Source organism: Clostridium sp. CCUG 7971 (assembly GCF_017590215.1).
In the GTDB taxonomy this organism is placed as follows: Bacteria; Bacillota; Clostridia; order Peptostreptococcales; family Peptostreptococcaceae; genus Faecalimicrobium.
Window position 1 is genome coordinate 1 of record NZ_JAFFPK010000015.1, and the last position, 23,755, is coordinate 23,755.

Here is a 23,755-nt window from a genome sequence, read left to right on the forward strand (position 1 = left end):
TTTTGATAAAACGAAGTGTCTACTATTAGCGGGACAAGTAGGTAGTGGGAAAACACATCTGGCCATAGCTACATGTAGTGTACTACTTAAAAGTGTAGGTGTAAGATATGCAGACTTTGTAAATGAAATAGCAAGAATGAAATTTAATCAGCTAGATCAAGAAGATTTTACAAAAACATTAGATAAATATAGGAATGTGACTGTTCTTTTTATTGACGATTTATACAAGGGAGATATATCTCCAGCAACTCAAAGAATAGTACAAGATATAGTCAATTATAGATATAACAATAATAAAGCAATGATTATAACAACAGAGCTTGATAAAGATGGATTACTAAAAATAAATGAGGCCACGGCAAGTCGAATTATTGAAATGTGCAGCTATGAAGAAAATGGAGAATGGAGTGAGTATATAGTTGAATTTAAAGGCAGAGAACTTAATCACAGGCTCTTTAAAAAATAAGTCTAGATGCGTGTTAAAGAAATTCGAATGTAGAAAATATGGACAAGTCTATTTATATATAGTGAAAGAAAATATTAATATTATAAGTTGTGATATTTGTGCAACAATTATGAAAGCTAAAGGTGGAGTATAGATGTCAATTTTAGAAAACATGACTATTTTAGAAGCTGCAGAACTTATAAGGTGCGAGGCTGAAAAAATAGCTAAAGAAAAAGGTATTACAAATCAAGAAGCTTGGAAGTCATTATTGAAGGATATAAAAATAAAATTAGAAGGGGAGCATAATGCGAGAATATAAACATATAGAAACTTTAAAGAGTATACTAGGTGATTTATACATAAGGTATGGAATTACAGATGAAGTTGTAAGATTAAGTCAATGGATTGATGAAGTAGTAGTTAATATACAAAAAAATAAATATAAAAAACATATAGAGAATTTTTATTAGGTTTAATGTTAGTTATAGTAATTAGAAAATAACAAACTTAAAGATGGATTTTATAGGAGGAATTAAAATGACTAATATATTAGTAAGTATAGCCATATCAGTGTTTATATCATGCATTGTATCCTATCTACTATTAAAAAAATATATAGATATAGTAGATAAGATAACAACAGATCATTTAAGTGAAATAAAAGAAATAACTATAAAAACTATATACATGTTTTTATAAAGTCTTCCCCAAAAGGTGTTAAAGTTATAGTTCCATTTACCATAACAACTTTTTTAGGTATTTTATTAAAAATATCGCTTGAACTTTTTAAAATAGCAAGATGCTCCTCAAATTCTTTTGAGTTAATGAATGAACGATATTCTAAAAGAATCGGATGATTATTGAACTCTGAGTAATTATTTTTATCAACAAAAACATTTGTATATGAAACTTCGACTATTCCTAGTCTAATAAGATTAGAGACTGATGATGATATTAAATCTATTTTTTCAATTTCATCATTTAATATATGAAGTTTTAGGTCAACACCATGACCAAAGTCATCTTGAGATCTTAATTTTGCAATAGGTAATGTTTTACAACCGATAAATTTAGTTATAATTTGAGCATCTAATTGTGATAATTGCTTAATTATTTCAATGAAAGCAGAGTGTGCAGAATTATTAATTCTATTATCCATAGATGATGATATTAGTTTTGCAAACATATTTCTAATTTCATCTGAATCTATATAAAACTTAGATGCTTCTAAAGCGGGGCCAACTATATTTAAAGGGGGATCGATTAAATTTTCTTGAGGAATATAAGAAACATTATTATAAATTTGTTCTTTATAATTTTGAAGTTCATATTCTTTTTTTATCTGATATTTTAAAACAGGGCTAAAAACAAATTTAAAAACACCATCAAGTGCATTCCCAAAAGTTTGAGATGGTTTTTCAAGAGTATTTTCAATAGGTTTTGTTGGTATCATTATGAATTTACCTTTCTATAATATTTGGAATTAAATTCCATAAGATTATTATAACAAAAAAGGAGTACAAAAAGTGAGTATAAGCGACAAATTAAATCAAATAATTAAAGAAAAAAATATCAATGTACATAAGTTAGCAAAAGATACAGGAGTTCATCATAGTGGGATATACAGGATTCTAAACAATGAAAATAAGAATCCTGGTATTTATACAGTAAAGAAGATAGCAGATAGTTTAGGAGTAAAGATAGAGAACTTATTATAAGTTCGGATAAAACAACGATTTAGTTATGAGTATAGTAGATAATATAAATGAGTTAAAAGAGGTAGGTTTATATAGTTATTGTGATTATAACTACAGAGATATAGAAATAAATTTTAACGTAAATGAACCAAATAATTATAAGCTAGAAATAAGTAATAAAGAATTAACTAAAATGAAGGGATTTACTAAATTAGGTTTATTACTAAAAGCATGGTAAAATAAAAATGCAAGCGAATAAAATAATAATTTGCGAGGTAAATAAAATGAAACTTAAAGAAAATTTTGTAAAAAAAGATACAAATGTCAAACACTGGGACTGGGGACAATATGACCGTGAACTAAAGTATGATTATGAAAAGGAACATCATAGTAAAGTTAAAACTTATAATTTAAGTAAAGAAGAAATGGAAAAATACTTAAAAAAGTTCAAGTAATATAACAATAAACTCAATAATACAGAATTAGATAAAGTAAATAATATAAAAATAAAATAATGTAACTAAAAATTAAATTTTTTTTAACTTACTAAATAGCTTATATGAAAAACATAAGTTATTTTTATACATAAGAAAGGAGGAGCATAAGATGATAAAGATAATAGCAAAAGAGTTAGAAAAATTAAGAAAAAATCTAAAAAAAATAAAAGCTTGGGAGATTGAAATAGGAGTATTAAAAGAGAAGATGAGTGCTTACAAAGATGGAGGTTTCAGTTTAGCTATTGGATCTTCATCGGTTGTAACAATAGATGATATATTAGCAAGGGATGAAACAAGATTAAATACTTTAGAAAGTAATATAGACTATGCGAAATATAAACTAAAAGAATATAGGGGTTACTTAGTATTATTAGATGATTATGAATTTGAATTATTAAATAGAAGATACTTAGATATTACAAATAATAGGACATCATATGAAAAAATAGGCAAGGATATGTGTTGTTCTCATACAACTGCAAAAAGGTGGCATGATTCGGCATTAGAAAAAATAGCCGAATATAAGTTTGGAAGTGTTGAAATAGCTTAGATGTTATAAAAGTGTTATGAACAGGTTATAAATATGTTATACATATGTTATGAATAGGGTGTTAATATTATAGCATGAAAGACTTGAAGGAAGCATTATCAACAAATGTTCCTTAAAAAATTTAATAAAACAAGGGTAAACTCAACCAATTACAACCACACACTATGTGGAGAAGGAGCATTTTAACGAATGCTCCTTTTTCTATGTAAAGGAGAAATGAAATGAACTTTGTTGAGCCGATAAGAGACTTAGATACACTAGAAAACATGTGTTCATATCTTAAAAAAACAAATGAACGTAACTATATTTTATTTTTAGTAGGAATTTATACTGGACTTAGAATATCAGATATACTCAAGCTAAGAATTTATGATGTAAAGGATAAAAGACAGTTAGTATTAAGAGAACAAAAAACATCAAAGCAGAAGTTCATTGAGATGAACCCAATCCTAAGACGAGCTATTAGAGAGTATGTAGAAGAAAAAGATACAGCTGAATTTTTAATTAAATCGAGAAATAATTATAATAGGCCAATAACAAGAAAAAGGGCATATGAAATACTAAAGGAGCTAGGAGATATGTTTAATGTTCCATATCTTGGATGTCACAGTATGAGGAAGACTTTTGGATATCACTATTATAAACAGACTAAAGATATAGCATTACTACAAAAGATATTTAATCATTCAAGTCCAGCTATAACACTACATTATATCGGAATAGATCAGGATAGAATGGATAGAGCATATAAGACATTTAGATATTTTTAGTTATTTATTTATCTAAAACGTAACATAAAAAGGATAAGTTACATTGGTTAAGAAACTAAAGTAAAAAAATAATATTGAAAGTATTGAAAAAACTTAATTAGAGATGTAGATATAAAGATATAAAATAAACGTAACACACTATTAGATATGTTACTTTATGACTATAAAAATAACAATACTTGTGGTAATATTTGGATATAATATTTTATATTTATCTAGGAGGTAAATAAGTGGGATTTAGATTTAGAAAAAGCATAAATCTTGGAGGCGGAGTAAAACTTAATGTAAGCAAGAAAAGTGTAGGATTAAGTGCAGGAGTAAAAGGTGCAAGAGTATCAGTTAATTCAAATGGAAGAAAGACAACAACAGTTGGATTAGGAAATACAGGACTGTCTTATACGAAGAGTAGTAATATAATTAATAACAATAAAGTAAAAGGTTACAAAGAAATAAGAGAAGTAAATACTAAAACTTATTCAGAGAAAGATATAAAACGATTGAAGCTAAACTATAAGGTATATAAGATATCAGGTATTATATTCATATGTCTTGGTTTATTATTAGCGATACCAGCAAGTATATTTGGTATATTAGTAGCTTTAGTTGGAGTTGGGTTAATAGCATTAAGTAAAGGCTTTAAAGATATATTAAATAACTTATCCTAATTTGGATAGGTTATTTTTATTTGAAAGGATATTAATATGATTACTAAACTATGTTCAAGGTGCAAGGAGCCAGTGCTATACCCAAAAGCATATTGTGATAAATGTAAAGATATAGTAGATAATGAAAGAGAAGAAGCTAAAGCAAAGAATAGTAAGAGAGCTAATAGAAAATATAATAACAAAAGAGATCCTAAGTATATTAAGTTCTACAATAGCCCAGATTGGAAATTTAAATTAGCACCTAAGTATATAGCTGATAAAGGATATAAATGTGAGGTGTGTGGAGCTATTGCAAGTGAAGTACATCATATAAAACCAATACAAACTGATGAAGGTTGGGAACGAAGATTAGATTATTATAACCTAAAAGCGTTATGTTTAGACTGTCATAATAAAGAACATGACCGATTTAAACGGAGTGTAAGAAGAAAGAAGTATTAATAATATATAGTATCGATAAATAAATTAAAATGAATCTGAGAACCTCCTACAGGGTAGGGGTGGGTAAAATTCTGTGAATCATTTTGGGGATAACGATACAAGGGGAGTTCTCTGTAGAAAAAACTCCCCACGGATATTTTTTATAAAAGATTAGGAGATGGTAATATGGCAGGACAAAAACAACCAATTGAATTAGTTATAGCAAAAGGTAAGAAACACCTTACAAAAGCTGAGATTGAGGAACGTAAATCTATGGAAGTTAAGGCTCCAGCAGATAATATAAAACCACCTTCTAATTTAGATAAAAAGCAAAAAAGTGAGTTCAAAAAGATATCAAAACAATTAATAGAATTAGATATAATGTCTAATTTAGATTGTGATGCATTAGGATTTTATCTAATAGCTAAGAGCAGGTTCGATAAAGTAAAAGAAAAATTAGATAAACTAGATCCTTTAGATAACTGTGAAGATTATGATAAATTATCTAGGTTTGAAGATAGACATAGAAAGCAATGTAGGGAACATTCAATAGATTTAGGCCTAACAATATCTAGCAGATGCAAACTAGTTATACCAAAGCCAAGAGAAGAACCTAAGAAAAATAAATTCTCTAAGTTTGGAGGAGGATAATGTTTGATAGGGTAACTGAATATGCTGAAAGAGTTGTAAATGGAGAAGTTACAGCTGGAAAATTACATATACTTGCTTGTAAAAGACATTTAAATGATTTGGAGAGACAAAACACAATTGAATTTCCATATTATTGGGATGTTGAAAAAGCAAATAGAATAATTGATTATGCTGAGACTTTAACTATAGCAGAAGGTTCAGAACCTAAAGAAGTAAAGTTATTAGATTGCCAAGCCTTCGATATAGCAGTTCCGTTTGGATGGTTTAAATCAAATGGGAAAAGAAGATTTAGACGTAAATATAAATCTATGGCAAGACAAAATGGTAAGACATTTGAAAATGGTATAACAGGAACTTATGTAGCTGGATTTAGTGGATATAAATTTGGTAAGTTATTTACAGTAGCAACAAAGAAAAGACAAGCTAGATTAGCATGGGAAGAAATGTCTAAATTTATAAATATTGATGAAGATTTAAATGAATTATTTATAGTCCAAGATTATAAATCTTTGATAACAGCAATAGAATCTAATTGTACAATAGAAGCATTATCTAGAGAATCTGGATTAGATGATGGATTTAGATCTATTTATAGTTCGATAGATGAGTTACATCAGCATAGAGATAATAAAATTTATAAAGCTATTTATAATGGTACAAGAGCTTTAAGTGAAACTTTAGTAAGTATGATAACTACTAGAGGTGATAAATTAAATAGTTTCTGTAAAGAAATGGATGATTATTGTATAAAAATCCTCAATGGTACAACTACTGCTGAGGATTTTTTTGTTGATATTTATTGCTTAGATAAAGATGATGATATTTGGGATGAATCTAATTGGATTAAAGCTAATCCATTTTTAGCATCGAGTGAAGAAGGTTTAGAAACGCTTAAAACCGATGCTAAAACAGCTAGAGATATGGGAGGAAGTGATTTAAGAGACTTTCTTACAAAATGTCTTAATATGTGGGTTCAAAATTCAGATGATCAATTTATAAATGTAGAGAAGTGGAAAAAGTGTGGTTCAAAGAGAACGTTAGAAGACTTTAGGTATCGAGAATGTTGGGTTGGTTTAGACCTTTCAAGTGGCGGAGATTTAACAACTTTAGCACTTGAATTTGAAGAAGATAACGAAGAGTATTATTTATATTCGCATTCATTTATGCCTAGAGGAAGATTAGAAGAGCATATAGAAACAGATTTATCTCCATATGATTTATGGGAGACAATGGAATTATTAACTGTTACTGGTGGTAGTGGAGATTATAAAAATGATTATAAATTTATAATTAAGCACCTAAAGGAACTTCAGGAAGAATATAACCTAAAGTTTTTAGGAATAGGAATAGATCCACATAATGCAGATGGAGTATTATCAGATTTAGAGGAATTTGGTTGCCCAATATTGATGGTAACTCAATCCGCCAAATTCTTAAATGATGCAACGGTGGACATGCAATTAGCAGTTAAATCAGAAAAAATTGAGTATAACAGGGAAAATGAATTATTAACATGGAGTTTTACTAATGCAAAAATCGTTAAAAATTCATTTGGAGAAATGAAAGTAGATAAAGAGCCAAGAGCTAGATTTAAAAGAATAGATCCTGTTGATGCAGCAATAGATGCACATGCAGTTAGAATGAAATTTAGTACTAAAGAAGTTGTAGATGTTAAGTCAGAATTAGATAATTACTTAGAAAAAATGGGTTGGAAAAAATAAGATTAAAAGGTGGTGAGTATAGTGGCAATAATGAAAAAATTAAAAAGAGTATATAAAGCATTAAAAAGTGATCCAAAAGAAATATCATTAAATCAATTAATAGAGTTCTTAAACCTAACTGGAATAAGCAAGGGTGCATTAAGTGAAGCTACATATTTTGCATGTATGAAAGTTTTAGGAGAATCTATAGGGAAATTACCTTTAAAATTATTACAGTATAATGATAAAAATGGAGTTACATCTGCTAGAGACCATCTTTTATTTAGCATTTTAAAAAGGCCTAATCCATATATGACATCAACTACGTTTTGGTCAACTGTAGAATACAATAGAAATCATTATGGTAATGCATATGTATTAATTACTGGGGCTGGATCTAATACAAAACTTTGGATATTAGAAAGTGATAAAGTTAAACCTTGGTATGATGATGCAAAAATATTAGCAGAGACGCAAGATATATATTATGTTTACTCAAAAGGTGGTAAACAATATGTATTTTCATCTGAAGAAGTACTTCATTTTAAAACAAGCAATACATTTGATGGAATAACAGGAATATCTGTTCAAGAACAATTGCAAAGCACTATTCAAGGGAATATAAAAGCTCAAAATCTTTTAAATAGAATGTATGATAGTGGATTTACAGCAAAAGCTGTTATGCAATATACTGGATCTCTTAGTGATGAAAATGTAAAAACATTTATATCAGGAATTGAAAATTATGCAAAAGGAGCTTTAAAGGATGAAGGTATAGAAAATATAATACCAATACCTTTAGGAGCTACTTTAACACCTTTAAATGTAAAGTTAGCTGATAATCAATTTGTAGAGGTAAAGCAATATAGTGCTTTGCAGATTGCTAGTGCATTTGGGATAAAGCCATATCAAATAGGAGATTATACAAAGAGTTCTTATGCTAGTGCAGAAGCTCAACAATTAAGTTTTTATATAGACACCTTGCTTTATATAATAAAACAATATGAAGAAGAAATAACATATAAATTACTATCTAAAGAAGAAGTTAAATCAGGATTACATTTTAAGTTTAATGTAGCGGTTATTTTAAGAGCTGATTTAAAAACTCAAATAGAAACTTTAAGCTCTGCTACAGGTAACTTTATATATACACCTAATGAGGCTAGAGCCTTCTTAGATTTAGAAGCTAAAGAAGGAGGAGATAGATTATTAGGAAATGGGGCTAGTATTCCTGTCGAGCTTACAGGAAGTCAGTATTTAAATACACGAGAAAAGGAGGAAGTTAAATCATGGATGAAGGATATAATGGAAGAAGTGATGAAGGAAACGAAAATGGCGGTATGATTTTAAAATCAGCTCAAGTATCAGCGCAGGAAATTAACTCAAAAGAATTATCACAAATAAATAAATTAACGTTAGAACCATTAAAAACAGAAGATATTTTTATATTTAAAGTTGCTATGTGTGATAACGAAATAGATAGAGAATATGAAGTATTTTCATTGAAATCTCTTCAAAGCTTACAAAAATTATTTATTGGAAAAACAATGATAAAAGACCATAGAAGGACTGCTGATAATCAAGTTGCTAGAATATATGCTACTGAATTAGTGCAAGATGGTTCAAAGACAACAAAAACAGGAGAATTATATACTCAGTTAGTTGCCCGTTGTTATATGTTAAATAATGAAGCCAATAAAAATTTAATCGCTGAAATAAAAGCAGGAATAAAGAAAGAAGTAAGTGTAGGATGTTCTGTAAATAAAGCAGTATGCTCAATATGTGGTACAGATAATAAAAAAGATTATTGTAGACATTACTGGGGCAAAAGTTATGATGGAAGTACATGTTATTTTAGTTTAGAAGATCCTAAAGATGCATATGAACTAAGTTTTGTTGCAGTTCCAGCACAAGCAAAAGCTGGTACTGTTAAAAAATATGGTTTTAAAAATAAAGAACTAGATATACAAAAAGAAAAAGATATTAAACAAAAAGAAAATGAAGAATCTATGCTTAAAGATAAATTAAAAGCATTAGATTCTTTTTTAGTTTTAAATAAAAATAGGGTGGAGGAATAAATTATGAATAAAAAAATGAGAGAACTTTTATCTAAGATTGAGCAAAAAGGGTTAATGGCAAAAGGATTTATGGAGGATGGAGAAAATAAAGAGATTGAAAAAGCATCTAAGTTATTAAATGAGATAGAAGAATTACAAAAAGAGTATGATTTAGAAGAAAAATTATTTAACCTTAATAAAAAAAGCAACGAGCCAACAATAAAGCAGATAAAAGAAAAGTCAGATAATATAAATGGATTTAAAGTAATAGGAAAAATGCTTAATAAAAATAACTTAACAGAAGAAGAGAAAAGTTTAATTGTAGGTGGAGAGAGTGGAGAAGACTACTTAGTGCCACAAGATGTAAGAACTCAAATAAGAGAATATAGACGTAATTATATATCATTAAAGCTTTTAGTTAATGTTGTTCCAGTAACAACTCTTAGTGGTTCAACTAACTTTGAAAAAGATGATAATCATAATTCTAAGCTAACAAAATTAACTCAAGATGGAGAAGAAATAAATACAGCAACTGCTCCAAAATTTATACAAAAGCCATGGAAAATTGAAGAATATGGTGATTTAATTCCTATATCTAGAGTTCTTTTAGGAAATGAACAGGCACAACTAATGAGTTATATAAATAAATGGTTTATTAAAAAGGCTATAAATACAGAGAATTATGAAATAGTAGAAACTTTAAAGGTTGGTAAAACAGTAAAAGCTATAAAGGGATGGGAAGCATTAAAGAAATCTATAAATAAAGATTTAGATCCAGCTCTTTTAATTGGTGGAGTTATATTAACTAATCAAACAGGATTTACTGCTTTAGATGAAGAGAAGGATGAAAATGGAAGACCTATATTAAAAGAAAATCCAACAGAAGCTACTCCAAAAATGTTTCAAGGATTACCGATACATGTTGTATCTGATGCAATGTTACCTAATGTATCAGGTAAAGCTCCTATATTTTATGGGAACTTGAAAGAAGGACAAGATTTCATGGATAGAGAAACATTAACTTTTGATATATCAGAGCATTATTTGTTTAATAAAAATATGAATTGCTTAAGGGTAATAGAAATGTTTGATACAGTTCAAACTGATTCAAATGCATACATATACGCAACGTTTGAAGCTACTCCAGCAAAAGAACCTGTAGGAGCATAATAAATGTTAAATACTGAAGAAGTAAAAGGATACTTAGGTATTGATTATATAGATGAACCAACTGAAAAAAGGTTGGTTCATCTTATAAAAGTATCTGATAAAATTTTGGAAGGCTCTATAGGTAAAGATTATCCTAAAGATGATGATAGAGCAAAAGAAATAGCTTTAATTATAATTGAAGATTTGTTTGATAACCATAGCATGAACGATAAAGTAACTGGGAATACAAGGAAACTAGTAGAAAGTATGTCTTTACAATTAATACTAGAACTAAGGAGAGAGAAAAAAGATGGTATATAATAAACCCATTTTAATACAAAAGTTAGATGAAGATACAGAAGAATGGAGTGATTATTTAAATCTACATGCTAGTATTAATAAATCAAAGGGGTCAGAATATCTATCAAGTGGAGTTTTACAGTCATCACAGGAATTAGTATTTCAAGTTAGATATTGCCCTCCTCTGAAAGAAATATCATTGAATACTCAATCATATAGGATTAATTTTGATAATTATATATATAACATAGTAGATTATGACGATTACATGCTTAAACGAAAAAGTATAAAACTTTTAGGAGTTGGTAGAAGTGACTAACCTTAATAATTTAGCTGAGGCAATATCCAAAGAGTTAAAAAGCTATAGTAAAGAAGTTACTCTAGGTGTTAAGAAAGTTACAGATGAAGTTACATCTAACTTAGTTAAAAATACAAAGAGAGATGCTAAGGTAGGTAGAAGAAAAGGGAAGTATAAAAAATCTATATCTAGTAAGGTACTATATGAAAATGAACATAAAAAAATTAAAGTATGGTATGTAAGAAGTCCTGAATATAGATTAGCTCATTTACTTAATAATGGTCATGCAAAAAAGGGTGGAGGATTTATAGAAGGAGATAACCACATAACTAATAATGAAGAGATTGCTATTAAGGAACTAGAGCGTGGAATTGAGGAGGTAGTTAAAAATGGATATTAAGGAATTAATAGATACAACAGGAATAAAATCAAAAGAAATTAGATTTTTAAAACCTCCTGGATATCCATACATAATTTTTAATGATGAGCAATCAGTAAGAGGCTCAGATAATAAAAGAAGTATTGTGATAGATCATGTTGCATCTATTGAGTTATATACAAAAGAAATAAATCAAGATGATTCTTCAGTAAAAATTGAAAACTTAATACTTGATGAATTAGAAACGGATTATAAAAGAACTAGAGAGTGGATAGAAGAAGAATCTCACTATTTAACTATATATGATTTAAAATTTACAGAAAAGAAAAGGAGATAGATATATATGTCAAAGCCAGATAGAATAACATTAGGAAGTGGAAAAGTATATTATAAAGAATTTGATGGAAAAACTATTCCGGAAAATAATGCAATAGAAGTAGATAATAATATATTAGGGAATATATCAGGAGGAGCGACTTTAGAATATAAGCCTAGTTATTATCGAGCTAAAGATGATTTGGGACTTATAGCAAAAGATATTTTAACAGAAGAAGAAGTAAACTTTAAAACTGGAATAATGACTTTTAATGGAAAAACATTAGAAGTATTATGTGAAACTGGTAGAGTAACGGAAACATCAGGGATGAGAACTGTGAAGATAGGTGGGATAAGTACTCAAAGTGGTAAATCTTATATTATTCATTTTGTACATGAAGATAAGATAGAAGGGGATATAAGAGTTACTATAGTTGGTAAAAACCAAGCAGGATTTGCATTAACATTTGCAAAAGATAAAGAAACTGTTATAGATGCTGAATTTAAAGCCTTCCCACAAGATCAAGAAGGAACATTAATAAAATACCAAGAAGAAATACCTGTAGTAGAAGAATAGACAAATAAAAATAAATAAAAAAGAGATATTAGGATTCTAATATCTCTTTTTGTATGGAGGATAATTATGAAAAGTATAAATTTTAATAAGATAGAAAAGAGATATTTAACAGTTACTCTAAATGATGAAGAAAGGACAACTTTATTAATCATGAGTCCAACTAAAAAAGTTTTAGAATCATTAATGGAAATAGAATCAATAAGCAAATATAACGAAGCTAATGATGATCAAATAGATTTATTGTATGACGTTTGCGCAACTGTTATGAGTAGAAATAAGGGTGGAATTAAAATATCTAAAGAAAAATTAGAAGGAATATTTGATACCGAGGATATAATAATATTCTTCGATGGATATATGCAATTTATGAATGAACAAATGGCTTCAAAAAACTAAAAATCCCCTATTATCCTGTTGAAGATGATGGGGGTAATTATGATATTAAAACCTTTTGGGAGAAGCTCGTATCTGAATATACTGGATTAAACATATTAGAAGTTAATGATTTAGATTATATAGATTATTTAGTTTATAGAAGAGATGCTTTTATATACAACCAAAGTAAAACTGAATCAGGTAGAGAATATTTAGCAAATGCATATAGGTTAGAACAAACTAAACCTGATAGAGGTAAGTTAAGAGATTTTTCAAAGAAGGGAGGTTAGAATATGGCTAAAGGTATTAAAGGCATTACAGTTGAAATAGGCGGAGATACAGGCCCACTTGATAAAGCCTTAGGAGATGTTAATAAAAATAGTAGATCTTTACAAGTTGAACTTAGACAAGTTGAAAAGCTACTTAAACTTGATCCTACAAATACAGAGTTATTAGCTCAAAAACAAGAATTATTAAGTCAATCAGTAGGCACTACCGAAGAAAAGTTAAATGCTTTAAAAGCAGCTCAAGTCCAAGTTAAGGAACAATTTGAAAACGGAGATATTGGAGAAGAACAATATAGAGCATTTCAAAGAGAAATTATAAAGACTGAGAATGAATTAAGTAATATAAAAGGTTCTTTGCAAACAGCTACAAGAAACTTAGAAGAGTTTGGAGATAACCATGGAGTTGCAAAAGATGAAGCTGAGAAACTTTCTAGGGCAGTAGAAGAACAAAATAATGCTTTAGATGCTGAAAAAGAAGCATTGAAACAAGCTGAAAGAGAGCAAAGAGAACACGCAGATGCTGTAAGGCAGTCAACTGAAGAGCTAGAGAAGCAAAAAGAAGAGTTGTTAAGTACAGCTAAAAATATTGGTGCTGGGATGGTTGCTGTTGGTTCAGGAGCTATAACTATAGCAACCTATGCTACTAAATTAAATACTGATTTTGATAAAGCATTTAATACTTTGATTACAAAAACTGGTGCTAGTAAAGATGAGTTTGATAGTTTAAATGAAGCAATGGAAAATGTATATAAAAATAACTTTGGTGAATCTATAGAAGATGTTGCACAAAGTATGGCTACTGTTAAAGTTAATACTAATCTAGCGGGAAATGAATTAGAATTAGCGACAGAAAGAGCATTATTATTAAGAGATACGTTTGAATTTGATGTAAATGAATCAACTAGAACAGCTAAAATGATGATGGAACAATTTGGATTATCTTCTGAAGAAGCATATAATCTTATAGCTCAAGGTGCTCAAATGGGCTTAGATAAAAATGGGGATTTATTGGATACCATAAATGAGTATTCTGTACATTTTGAACAGGCTGGATATAGTGCAGAAGAAATGCTTAACTCATTGAAAAATGGTACTGAAGCTGGAACCTTTTCAGTAGATAAGTTAGGTGATGCTGTTAAAGAGTTTGGAATCAGAATGAAAGATGGAAGTGATGGAACGTCTAATGCACTAAAGGATTTAGGACTAAATGTAAATGATGTTGTAGAAAGATTTTCACAAGGTGGAGATGTAGCTGCTGATGCTATGGGAGAAGTAGTAGATGCTTTATTTACTATTGAAGATCCTCTTAAACAAAATGAAATTGGTGTAGCTTTGTTTGGGACGATGTTTGAAGACTTAGGTCCTAAAGGTGTAGAAGCTTTAATGTATATAGGTGGAGAAGCTGATAGGACATCGAATGCTTTAGATGATATAAATAATAAAAAATATGATGATTTAGGGTCAGCTCTTGCTGGGTTAGGAAGAGTACTTACAGTTGACGTAGTTGAGCCTTTAGGTAATGAGTTAAAGCCAGCCATAGAAGAAGTAATAGGTTATGTGAAATCTAATGCTCCAACGATAAAAGATATATTAGCTAGCATAGTTAAATCAGTTGGAGATTTTGTAGGATTTGTAGTTAATAATGGACCATTAATAACAGGTGCTATTACAGCCATAACAACTTCTTTCATTATTTTAAAAGGAGTTTTAATAGCTGAAAAAATATTTCTTTTTGTAAAAGGTTTAATGGCACTCGAAGGAGGATTAACCATCGCTACAGTAGCAGCAAAACTATTTAATAGTACATGGTTAGCTAACCCATTTGTATTAGTAGGTGCATTGATAGCTGGAGTAGTAGTAGGAATAATGACTCTTTGGAATACAAGTGAAGAGTTTAGAAATGTAATAATAGGAATTTGGGAATCTATAAAGCAATCAGCAGAAGTTTGTTGGGGTGCTGTTTGTACGTTCTTTACGGAAACTATACCTCAAGCGTGGCAAAGTGTATGTGATTTCTTTTCTGGCATACCAGAGTGGTTTAATAATTTATGGACAAGTGTAACTGATACATTCACTCAATGGGGAGACAATATAACAAATTTTTTTACAAGTACAATTCCACAATGGATAGAAGATATAGGAAATTGGTTTAATGAGTTACCAAATAAAATAGGATATGCAATTGGTGAAGCACTAGCAAATATTGTTAATTGGGGCGTAGATACTTGGAATTATTTTAGTACAAATATTCCCATATGGATAGAAGGTGTTTCTACTTGGTTCTCAGAACTTCCAGATAAAATATGGAGTTGGCTGTCTAATGCTATACAAAAAGTAGTAGACTGGGGAACACAGACTTATAATAAGGCTAAAGAGTATATATCTAATACTATAAACTCAGTTATAAAATACTTTTCAGAGTTACCAGATAAAATATGGACATGGTTAAGTAATTCTATCAATAAGATAATTCAATGGGGAAGTGATATGGCTTCTAAAGCTAAACAAGCCGTTGATGAAACTGTAAAAAAAATAATTAATGGATTTAAAAACTTACCAGACAAGATTAAAAAAATTGGTAGTGATATAGTTGAAGGTATATGGAACGGTATAACAGGTGCTGGAGATTGGTTATGGGGAAAAATATCAGGATTCTGTAGTAATATAGTTAAAGGATTTAAAGACAATCTTAAAATAAATTCTCCGTCTAAAATAATGCGAGACATCATAGGTAGTGGTATTGTAGAAGGTATAGCTGTAGGAATGATAAAAAATGAAGATCAAGTAAAAAGTGCTACAGCTAGATTATCAAAGCTAATAACATCAGAGATAGAAAAAATACAATCAAACTCAGATAAAGATCTAAACTTATTAAATGTTAAAATAAATGATTTAAAAGATGAAGAAAAGGATAGATTAGCTAAATTAAAATATGAAAAAGAAGATAAACTTGACAAAATAAAAGATGCTAATAAGAAAAAAGCTATACAAAGAGAGTATGATGCAATAGAAAACTCAATAAAGAAAGAATATGATAAAAAAGAAAATGCATTAAAAGAAAAAATAGAGTTAATGAAAAAAGAAACAAAATCTAAAATAGATGAACTTAAAGCAACTGAAAAAGCTGTAGAAGAACAATTAAAGAAAGAACTGGAAGACAGAAAAGATTTTGTAAAACAAGTAAATGATTTAACTAAAGAAATTGTTAACGCACTTAAGACTAAATATCAGGCAGAATATAAGGCTCAAGAAGAATCTATAAAGAAGCAAATTACTAATTTAGATAAATGGAAAGAAGAAAGTATAAAAAAAACTAACATTGTGTATGATGCAAAAATTAAAGCTATAGATGATGAATTAAAAGCTTTAGAAAATGCACAAAAACAAAAAGACAGAGATGAAACCGAAAAAGAAGAACTAGAAAATATAGAAAAAATTAAAAATGCTATAGAATTTGAACATGACGATAGCAATAAAGCACAACTTGAAAAAGAGTTAGAAAAGTTACTTAATGAAAGAAAGAAAAGGCTTGAAATACAAGAGTTAGAAGATAAAAAAGAGGAACTTAAGAGCCAAAAAGAACAGCTAGAAGAAAAAAAGAAAAATGAAATAGATAATATAAATGAAATATATGCTAGTGAAAAAGAAATGTATGAAACTAGATTAGAAGAATCTAAAAAGTTTTATGAACAAAGAGTAGATGATGCGAAGTTACAAGCAGAAGCCGAAAAACTTATAATAGATAAAAATCAAAAAGAAATAGTTGAGTTACTTAATAGTTATGCGAAATCCTATGAAGTGGCGGGAATGACACTAGGAGATAAATTGGTTGAAGGTTTTAAACCAGCAATAGATAGTATTAAAAGTATGATAGCGGGTATAACTTCTGATTTGAATTCGGCTAGAGAGAATGCATTAGCAAGTAGAAGTTTATCTAATAATTTATCTAATAGTAGAACTATAAATACAAATCATAATACTAATAATTATGAAGTAAATGTATCTAATTCTTCTGGTGGAGTAGAACGTGCAATAGAAAAAGGATTTAGAGAGTTAGCTTTTATTATACCCTAATTAAACTTGGAGGTTGAGTTTTGAGAAAATTAATATATAGAAATGAAAAAGGTCAAGAAGTTACTTTTAGTAGTTCTAGACCTTTTTATCTTTTAAGTATAGAAAATACATCTTCATCTTCTATAAGTACAACTCTATCTGCAAGAGATCATGGCTATGATGTTGATGGCAAATCTTTTAAAGAAAGATCTATTCCTATCACTGGAGCTATAGATGCTTTCGATGCAGACGAATTAGATAGAAAAAGAAATCAATTAACTCGCATATTAAATCCTTTATTGGATGGTGAATTAATTTATACAAACAATAATTTAACAAGAAAAATTAATGTAAGTATTGATAGTATTACATTTAATAAACCTATGATGTATTATCAAGAATTTTTAATTCAATTTATAGCCTATATTCCATTTTGGGAAGATATAAATACATATAAAGCTGATATAGCTTTATGGGAAGCTAATTTTGGATTTGAATTGGAAGTTGATAAATTTGGGGTAGATTTAGGTTCAAGAGTAAGTAATTTAATTTGTAATATAAATAATCCAGGTGACATTGAATGTGGTATAAAGGTAAAGTTTAAAGCATTAGCTACAGTAGTTAACCCTAAGCTTATTAATATAAATACTAGAGAGTTTATTCGTATTAATAGAACTTTAGAAAGAGGGGATACACTAGAAGTTACAACACACTATGCTAACAAAAGAATTGAATTATTAAAAAGTAATGGTACTAAAGAAAATGTGTATCATTGGTTAGATTTAAACAGCGAGTTCTTAAAACTAGATTTAGGAGATAATTTATTTAGATACGATGCCGACAAAGGCATTGATAATCTAGAAGTATCAATATATTATTCTCCTTTATACATAGGCATATAGGGGGTAGTTATGAAAAGTATTAGAGTATTTGATAAAGATATAAACTTATTAGGTGAAATAGATAATTATAAAAGCTTAAATATCACTAGACGATTTTACAAAAATGGTGAGTTTGAGTTAACTATAAATACTAGTAAATTACATACTGATAAATTAGTAAAAAATAATTTAATATTATTTGGAAAAGACTTTAATAAGGTCGGTATTATTCTTCATAGAGGATTTAACTATTCTCAAGGTCAAGAAAATACCGACTTATTATCTATAAAAGGATATTTGCTTCAAGGACTTATGAGCCGCAGATTAATAGTTCCTGATATAAATAATTCATATATGAGTTTTAAAGGAACACAAGAAGAAATAATTAAGTTTTTTGTTGATAAAAATTGTGTAAATCCTGTTGATTCAAAAAGAAAAATAAATAGATTAGTAATAGCTGAAAATAAAAATAGAGGAGCTAATGATTCATGGCGAAGTTCTTATGAGTTGTTAGGTAGTAAACTAAATGAGATAGGTGAATACAGTGGTTTAGGATGGAATATTGAACTAGATATAGAGAATAAGCAGTTTATATTTGATATTTTAGAATCTAAAAATAAGACAGTTAACCAAAGAGATTTACCTCCGATAACTTTTAGGAGTGATTTTAATAATATACTTACTAGAGAATATACAGAAAGTATTATAAACAGTAAAAATGTGGTTTATTCAGGAACTAAAGAAGATGGTACAAAGATGGTTTTAAGCGTTGGAGATGTTACAGATTTTGATCGCATAGAAACATTTGTAGATACTAATTCAGATGAAGTATCAGAAATAATTAAATCAGCACAAGTTGCATTAAAAGATTTAGAAGAGCTTAAAACATTTGAACTAGATGTAAATTATAAAAATACGTTTATATATGAAAAAGATTATTACCTAGGAGATATAGTAACAGTTCAAGATAAAAAGCTTAATGTTACTATGGATACTAAAATTGTGGAAGTAAAAGAAAATTATACTCCAAACTCAATGGCTATTCAATTAGTTTTTGGTAAAGGAATACCTAATTTTTTAAATAGGTTAATGAAGGCGGTGAAATAATGGAAAAAAGTTTTATATTTAACAGTATTAATGGAGATAGGAAAATGAAAGCAGAAGATTTTAGAGAATACTTTATACCTTTTATCAGTAATGGTATTTATCCAAATCCATCAACAAAACTGCAAGTAATTTCAAATACTGGTATGAGTATTATAATTAAAGAAGGCAAGGCTTTTATAAATGGAGCACTATATATTAATACAGATGATTTAGTTTTAACATTAGATCATGCTGATGGAGTACTTGATAGAATAGATAGAATTGTACTTCGTATGGATACTATAGAAAGAAATATTAAATGTATAGTAAAAAAAGGACAGTTTGCATCAAATCCAGTTGGACCTTCATTGCAGCGTGATGCAGATGCACATGAACTATGTATTGCAGAAATATTAATTTCTAAAGGTAGTATAGATATAAAACAAAACATGATAGCAGATACTAGGCTAAATACCGAAATTTGCGGTATAGTTACTGGATTAATAAAAGAAATAGATACAACTACTTTATATAATCAACTGCAAGCTCACATTCAAGAAAAAGGCATTGAAATGAATGAGTGGCTTAAGGATGCTAAAGTTTTCTTTGAAAATGATTTTAATACTTGGTTTGATACAGTTAAAGGTGTACTAGATGGCGATGTTGCTGGTAATTTACTAAATGAAATAAATAAACTAAAAGAAACTGTAGATAATTTAGAATTAGTTGCTAGTAATGTAACAATGAGTGATGGAAGCACTGTTGAAGAAGCCATTAGTTCGGCTAAAACAAGTATTTCAAAACTAGAAGAGCAAGTCAATGGCACTAGAGTTAAGGCTATTGAAATAAGAAATAAATTTGTAGATATATTGTAAGGTGGTGATTAAGTGAGCGGAATAGATAAAAATACAATACTGTTACTAAAGGGTGAAGATTTTACAGATAGTTCATTGTTTAAATATAAAATCACTAATAATGATGCAGTTTTATCTGATAATGGAAAATTTGGCAAGTGTTTTAATTTTAGTGGTGGACACTTTAAGTTAGAACCTATTGATATTGGAACATTTAAAAATGGTGTTACAATAGATTTTTGGTGCTACAGAGAAAGACTTAATACTGATTACTTTAACTATATATTAGGTAGTGGCATTGGTTATCTTACTATAGGTTTCAATAATTCTGTTAATAATGGCACTTTCATGTTTAACATATTCGGTGATGGTAGTTCGTTTGACTATATAATGCCTACTGGAAGGTTTATACATATAGCTATTGTATGCGTAAACAATAAGGCATACTTATATGAAAATGGTGTTCTTATAAAAACCAAAGATTATATTATTAATAAAACAACTGCACCGTTAACAACATTTGGGCAAGGTTCAAATTCTAACAGTGCTCCTTATTGTAGGATTGATGAGCTTAGAATTTCAAATGTTGCTAGATGGACAGAAAATTTTACACCTCCAACTGCACCTTATACGTATGAAACTATTGATAAAATACCTACTGAAACTGATTTAGTTGAAAGTGTAAACTCAATGGATAAGGTTTATGAAAATATAGACTTTCAAAGATTTTTATTAGGTAATAAATTAAAACGCATTGGAGTAGATACGTTGCCATCTGATAAAATGTCAAGTTTGATTGGTAAAGTTGGAGAGATTCAATTAGGTAAAAAATGGGCAAGTGGTATATCGGGTTCGGGTTTTGAATCAGGGCGACATTTTATCGAGGTGTCAGGATTAAACTTTAAACCTTCCGTAGTTGTTATATTTCCTCGAGAGGCTAAAAAGGATTCTGTATATATCTTGATAGTTCTTTGAGTGGAATATGGGAAGATTATATAACTGCCGATAGAAACCAATATATAAATAAAAATAAACTTAACGCAACAAGTGAATATGTAAGAGAAGGTGGTTTTAAGTTGCCAATTGATACGTATACATCTGATGGTTACCAAACTGTGTTTTGGATAGCATTTGATTAATAAAAAGGAGTGATTTGATGAAAACTTTAATAATTTATGATGGAGAAGGGACTATAATTAATACTAAAACTGGATTCTATAAAGTCCCAGTTAATATTCCCTACATAGAGATAGATAATATACCAATCGGTAAATTTGTGGCATCAGTTGATGCTGAAACAAAAGATCCTATATATGAAGATATTCCAAAAAATGAAACGCAAATATTAAGAGATGAAATATCCATTTTGAACGAACAGAACTCTAAGTTATTACTTGATAAAGCTAAAAATGAGATACAAATAAATACTTTAAATAAAAACCTAGCTAATGTAACTTTAGAAGTAGCTAAAATGAAAGGTGGTATGTAATTATGTGGAAAGATACTATTAAAAAATGGTACGAAGAAGATTTATATAATAATGAGGATGTAAAAGTATTTGTTGTAGCAAAGATGATAACAACTGAAGAATATAAAGAAATAACTAACGAGGACTACATAGCATAGTTCTTTTTTTATACAAAAATTTAGGAGGATAAAAATATGGATTTTACAACATTAGTACAAAGCGTAGGTTTTCCAATAGCTTGTTGCGTGGCTCTTGGATTATATCTTAACAATAAAGATAAAGCAGACAGAGAAGAAAGAAAAGAAGATAAAGTAGCAGATAGAGAAAGAGAAGATAAAATATTAGAAACTAATGCAAAACTACTAGCTACAAATGAACAATTAGCAGCAAGTGTAAAAGTAATAGCAACAGATTTAAAAGCAGATATAAATAGAACTGAAAATAAAGTAGATAAAGTATTAGAAAAGGTTGGTGAATAATTGTGAGAAATAATAACGAGGTAGTATTAGATTATGGACATGGTGGTTCAGATTCAGGGGCATGTGCTAATGGATTAAAAGAAAAAGTTCTTAATTATAACACTGGTAAAGCTTGCAAAAGAGAACTAGAAAGACATAATGTAAAAGTTTATGAAACTAGAAGCAATGATGAATATGTATCTCTATCTAAAAGATGTGAAATAGCTAATAATACAAATGCTAAATGGTTTGTATCTATACACCATAATGCAGGTGGTGGAGATAGAGGAGAAGTTATACATTCATTCTTAAAAGGCGAAGGTTTAATATTAGCTAATAATATATCTGAAAGTTTAATAGATATAGGTCAAACCATTGTGAAAGTATATGATAAAAAACATGGGAATCGAGATTATTATTATGTAATAAATAATACAAGGATGAAATCAAATATAGTAGAAGTATGTTTTATAGATAATAAAGAAGATATTAAAATAGCTGATACAAAAGAAGAACAAGAAAGAAATGGTATAGCAATAGCTCATGGAATACTTAAAACCATGGGAATATCAATAAAAGGAGAAAATCAAATGAAAAAATATACTAATTGTATTTTATTTAGTAATGAGGTAGATAAAACAACAGCAGAGGTGCTAGCATGGGGTAAAACTGATTACATAATTAAGAATATAAAAGATCATGTGGAGTGGGAAGGATTTAATTTATTTACAATTGGTGGTGGAACTAAAGAAGAGTTCTTAAAACTTAAAACAGGCGAGAAGTGTACATTCTTAGATGGTAAAAATAGGTTTGAAACTTTAGATTTAGTTTTAAAACATTTGGGTAAATAATTATATCAAGAGATTAATTATCAACCCTACCTAATAAGGATATATTAGGAGTTTTCGGTCTAAACCGTATAAAAGGTAGCCTCCCAACGGCTACCTTCTTTTTATAAACTAAAATATAATGTTAATAAAATTATAAATAATGCTATATCTATGATTAGAACCAGTCTGCTAAAACTCTTCAATATTACATTCAACAATTCCATATTTCCACCTCTTATTTTTAAGCGTGTCCATTCTTCAGAATATTAAACTTAAATGAAGCAACTATGGCAATAAATAATAGATATATATATACTATTAAAAAATACTTAGAGTTTACAGGTAGATAATTTAAGTTATATAGTATTTTGTAATAAATAAAAGACTTAGAATTTCTAAGTCTTTTATAAAATATACATAATTAATTAAATATATATTTAGTTTTTAAATTTATATACCACATAGTTAATATAAAACGTTATGCAAAAGACTATGAAATGGCTGGAATGACATTATTTACATACTACATAGTTAATATAAAACAGTTCTTTTACAAATTAATAATATAACGGACTCGTAAATTCACATACCACATAGTTGATATAAAACGATAACTAATTCCTTTAGCCATACCTAATTCTTTTTTATTCACATACCACATAGTTGATATAAAACATAATGAAACAGAACTAATAACACTTAGATATCTCGAATTCACATACCACATAGTTGATATAAAACTAAGCTAGTCTTGCATATAATGTAATATAAAGATTAAATTCACATACCACATAGTTGATATAAAACACCTTCATATTTTGAAGGGTTAAAAAGTGTCGGCGAATTCACATACCACATAGTTGATATAAAACGATAATTTTTCCATGCATTAATTGAAAATTTACTTTGATTCACATACCACATAGTTGATATAAAACTATAGAAACCTTTAGCATTTGATTTTATATCAGAAACATTCACATACCACATAGT

At 28.6% G+C, this 23,755-nt stretch carries 33 protein-coding genes and 1 CRISPR repeat array; of the genes, 32 read left to right on the forward strand and 1 reads right to left on the reverse strand.

What is annotated here, in order from left to right:
- The 4 genes from JWF52_RS02500 to JWF52_RS02515 form a co-directional block, all read left to right on the forward strand.
- Positions 1 to 466, forward strand: a 466-nt coding sequence (locus tag JWF52_RS02500; RefSeq protein WP_208331772.1) for an ATP-binding protein, incomplete at its 5' end; no start/stop codon positions are given.
- 133 nt (positions 467 to 599) lie between these two features.
- Positions 600 to 764, forward strand: a complete 165-nt coding sequence (locus JWF52_RS02505) for a hypothetical protein (protein WP_208331804.1) — start codon at positions 600 to 602, stop codon at positions 762 to 764.
- Positions 751 to 915 carry a Spo0E family sporulation regulatory protein-aspartic acid phosphatase gene (locus JWF52_RS02510; RefSeq protein WP_208331773.1) on the forward strand — a complete coding sequence of 55 codons (165 nt, stop codon included), beginning with the start codon at positions 751 to 753 and terminating at the stop codon, positions 913 to 915. Before JWF52_RS02505 ends, JWF52_RS02510 begins: the two co-directional genes overlap by 14 nt.
- A gap of 67 nt (positions 916 to 982) precedes the next feature.
- Positions 983 to 1,144: a hypothetical protein gene (locus tag JWF52_RS02515; protein ID WP_208331774.1), complete on the forward strand. Its 162-nt coding sequence runs from the start codon at positions 983 to 985 to the stop codon at positions 1,142 to 1,144.
- Here JWF52_RS02515 and JWF52_RS02520 read toward each other — a convergent pair.
- Positions 1,125 to 1,898: a DUF4393 domain-containing protein gene (locus JWF52_RS02520; RefSeq protein WP_208331775.1), complete on the reverse strand. Its 774-nt coding sequence runs from the start codon at positions 1,896 to 1,898 to the stop codon at positions 1,125 to 1,127. The genes JWF52_RS02515 and JWF52_RS02520 overlap by 20 nt on opposite strands.
- Positions 1,899 to 1,971: 73 nt before the next feature.
- Between JWF52_RS02520 and JWF52_RS02525 the strand changes: the two genes are divergently transcribed.
- From JWF52_RS02525 to JWF52_RS02660, 28 genes are all read left to right on the forward strand, one after another.
- Positions 1,972 to 2,163, forward strand: a complete 192-nt coding sequence (locus JWF52_RS02525) for a helix-turn-helix domain-containing protein (protein WP_208331776.1) — start codon at positions 1,972 to 1,974, stop codon at positions 2,161 to 2,163.
- A gap of 25 nt (positions 2,164 to 2,188) precedes the next feature.
- Positions 2,189 to 2,380 carry a hypothetical protein gene (locus JWF52_RS02530; RefSeq protein ID WP_208331777.1) on the forward strand — a complete coding sequence of 64 codons (192 nt, stop codon included), beginning with the start codon at positions 2,189 to 2,191 and terminating at the stop codon, positions 2,378 to 2,380.
- Positions 2,381 to 2,426: 46 nt separating this feature from the next.
- Positions 2,427 to 2,597 (forward strand): hypothetical protein, encoded by a 171-nt coding sequence (locus JWF52_RS02535; protein WP_208331778.1) that lies wholly within the window; start codon positions 2,427 to 2,429, stop codon positions 2,595 to 2,597.
- Positions 2,598 to 2,748: 151 nt separating this feature from the next.
- Positions 2,749 to 3,189 carry a hypothetical protein gene (locus JWF52_RS02540; protein WP_208331779.1) on the forward strand — a complete coding sequence of 147 codons (441 nt, stop codon included), beginning with the start codon at positions 2,749 to 2,751 and terminating at the stop codon, positions 3,187 to 3,189.
- A 221-nt stretch (positions 3,190 to 3,410) separates the two neighbouring features.
- Positions 3,411 to 3,959, forward strand: a complete 549-nt coding sequence (locus JWF52_RS02545) for a site-specific integrase (RefSeq protein ID WP_208331780.1) — start codon at positions 3,411 to 3,413, stop codon at positions 3,957 to 3,959.
- A 230-nt stretch (positions 3,960 to 4,189) separates the two neighbouring features.
- The gene (locus JWF52_RS02550; protein WP_208331781.1) at positions 4,190 to 4,624 is read left to right on the forward strand and encodes a DUF4236 domain-containing protein; all 435 of its coding nucleotides are present in this window, start codon (positions 4,190 to 4,192) and stop codon (positions 4,622 to 4,624) included.
- A gap of 36 nt (positions 4,625 to 4,660) precedes the next feature.
- Positions 4,661 to 5,065, forward strand: a complete 405-nt coding sequence (locus tag JWF52_RS02555) for an HNH endonuclease (RefSeq protein WP_208331782.1) — start codon at positions 4,661 to 4,663, stop codon at positions 5,063 to 5,065.
- Between the two features lie 165 nt (positions 5,066 to 5,230).
- Positions 5,231 to 5,695, forward strand: coding sequence for a phage terminase small subunit P27 family (locus JWF52_RS02560; RefSeq protein ID WP_208331783.1), 465 nt, complete (start codon positions 5,231 to 5,233; stop codon positions 5,693 to 5,695).
- Positions 5,695 to 7,416, forward strand: a complete 1,722-nt coding sequence (locus tag JWF52_RS02565; protein ID WP_208331784.1) for a terminase large subunit — start codon at positions 5,695 to 5,697, stop codon at positions 7,414 to 7,416. Before JWF52_RS02560 ends, JWF52_RS02565 begins: the two co-directional genes overlap by 1 nt.
- A gap of 30 nt (positions 7,417 to 7,446) precedes the next feature.
- On the forward strand, positions 7,447 to 8,739 hold the full coding sequence (locus tag JWF52_RS02570; RefSeq protein ID WP_208331803.1) for a phage portal protein: 1,293 nt from the start codon (positions 7,447 to 7,449) through the stop codon (positions 8,737 to 8,739).
- The gene (locus tag JWF52_RS02575; protein ID WP_208331785.1) at positions 8,685 to 9,473 is read left to right on the forward strand and encodes a glutathione S-transferase family protein; all 789 of its coding nucleotides are present in this window, start codon (positions 8,685 to 8,687) and stop codon (positions 9,471 to 9,473) included. Before JWF52_RS02570 ends, JWF52_RS02575 begins: the two co-directional genes overlap by 55 nt.
- A gap of 3 nt (positions 9,474 to 9,476) precedes the next feature.
- Positions 9,477 to 10,622 (forward strand): phage major capsid protein, encoded by a 1,146-nt coding sequence (locus JWF52_RS02580; RefSeq protein ID WP_208331786.1) that lies wholly within the window; start codon positions 9,477 to 9,479, stop codon positions 10,620 to 10,622.
- A 3-nt stretch (positions 10,623 to 10,625) separates the two neighbouring features.
- Complete coding sequence (locus JWF52_RS02585) at positions 10,626 to 10,922, forward strand: head-tail connector protein (RefSeq protein WP_208331787.1); 297 nt, start codon at positions 10,626 to 10,628, stop codon at positions 10,920 to 10,922.
- Positions 10,912 to 11,220, forward strand: a complete 309-nt coding sequence (locus tag JWF52_RS02590) for a phage head closure protein (RefSeq protein ID WP_208331788.1) — start codon at positions 10,912 to 10,914, stop codon at positions 11,218 to 11,220. The genes JWF52_RS02585 and JWF52_RS02590 overlap by 11 nt, the downstream gene beginning before the upstream one ends.
- On the forward strand, positions 11,213 to 11,599 hold the full coding sequence (locus tag JWF52_RS02595; protein ID WP_208331789.1) for a hypothetical protein: 387 nt from the start codon (positions 11,213 to 11,215) through the stop codon (positions 11,597 to 11,599). Before JWF52_RS02590 ends, JWF52_RS02595 begins: the two co-directional genes overlap by 8 nt.
- Positions 11,589 to 11,915: a hypothetical protein gene (locus JWF52_RS02600; protein WP_208331790.1), complete on the forward strand. Its 327-nt coding sequence runs from the start codon at positions 11,589 to 11,591 to the stop codon at positions 11,913 to 11,915. Before JWF52_RS02595 ends, JWF52_RS02600 begins: the two co-directional genes overlap by 11 nt.
- Positions 11,916 to 11,921: 6 nt before the next feature.
- Positions 11,922 to 12,470, forward strand: a complete 549-nt coding sequence (locus JWF52_RS02605) for a hypothetical protein (RefSeq protein WP_208331791.1) — start codon at positions 11,922 to 11,924, stop codon at positions 12,468 to 12,470.
- A gap of 66 nt (positions 12,471 to 12,536) precedes the next feature.
- The gene (locus tag JWF52_RS02610; RefSeq protein WP_208331792.1) at positions 12,537 to 12,866 is read left to right on the forward strand and encodes a hypothetical protein; all 330 of its coding nucleotides are present in this window, start codon (positions 12,537 to 12,539) and stop codon (positions 12,864 to 12,866) included.
- Between the two features lie 272 nt (positions 12,867 to 13,138).
- A complete protein-coding gene (locus tag JWF52_RS02615) occupies positions 13,139 to 17,206 on the forward strand; it encodes a phage tail tape measure protein (protein ID WP_208331793.1) in 4,068 nt (1,355 codons plus the stop codon).
- Between the two features lie 20 nt (positions 17,207 to 17,226).
- Complete coding sequence (locus tag JWF52_RS02620) at positions 17,227 to 18,087, forward strand: phage tail family protein (RefSeq protein ID WP_208331794.1); 861 nt, start codon at positions 17,227 to 17,229, stop codon at positions 18,085 to 18,087.
- Positions 18,088 to 18,096: 9 nt separating this feature from the next.
- Entirely contained in the window at positions 18,097 to 19,173 is a 1,077-nt protein-coding gene (locus tag JWF52_RS02625; RefSeq protein ID WP_208331795.1) for a siphovirus ReqiPepy6 Gp37-like family protein, read from the forward strand.
- Positions 19,173 to 20,027, forward strand: coding sequence for a hypothetical protein (locus tag JWF52_RS02630; RefSeq protein WP_208331796.1), 855 nt, complete (start codon positions 19,173 to 19,175; stop codon positions 20,025 to 20,027). The genes JWF52_RS02625 and JWF52_RS02630 overlap by 1 nt, the downstream gene beginning before the upstream one ends.
- Positions 20,028 to 20,039: 12 nt before the next feature.
- Positions 20,040 to 20,981: a LamG domain-containing protein gene (locus tag JWF52_RS02635; RefSeq protein WP_208331797.1), complete on the forward strand. Its 942-nt coding sequence runs from the start codon at positions 20,040 to 20,042 to the stop codon at positions 20,979 to 20,981.
- Complete coding sequence (locus tag JWF52_RS02640) at positions 20,978 to 21,145, forward strand: hypothetical protein (protein ID WP_208331798.1); 168 nt, start codon at positions 20,978 to 20,980, stop codon at positions 21,143 to 21,145. Before JWF52_RS02635 ends, JWF52_RS02640 begins: the two co-directional genes overlap by 4 nt.
- A 17-nt stretch (positions 21,146 to 21,162) precedes the next feature.
- Entirely contained in the window at positions 21,163 to 21,495 is a 333-nt protein-coding gene (locus JWF52_RS02645) for a hypothetical protein (protein WP_208331799.1), read from the forward strand.
- 2 nt (positions 21,496 to 21,497) lie between these two features.
- A complete protein-coding gene (locus tag JWF52_RS02650) occupies positions 21,498 to 21,632 on the forward strand; it encodes an XkdX family protein (protein ID WP_208331800.1) in 135 nt (44 codons plus the stop codon).
- Between the two features lie 36 nt (positions 21,633 to 21,668).
- Entirely contained in the window at positions 21,669 to 21,953 is a 285-nt protein-coding gene (locus tag JWF52_RS02655; RefSeq protein ID WP_208331801.1) for a hypothetical protein, read from the forward strand.
- A gap of 2 nt (positions 21,954 to 21,955) precedes the next feature.
- Positions 21,956 to 22,783, forward strand: a complete 828-nt coding sequence (locus JWF52_RS02660) for an N-acetylmuramoyl-L-alanine amidase (RefSeq protein ID WP_208331802.1) — start codon at positions 21,956 to 21,958, stop codon at positions 22,781 to 22,783.
- 427 nt (positions 22,784 to 23,210) lie between these two features.
- Positions 23,211 to 23,700: a CRISPR direct-repeat array (repeat unit 29 nt; unit sequence ATTCACATACCACATAGTTGATATAAAAC).
- Positions 23,701 to 23,755 lie beyond the last annotated feature (55 nt).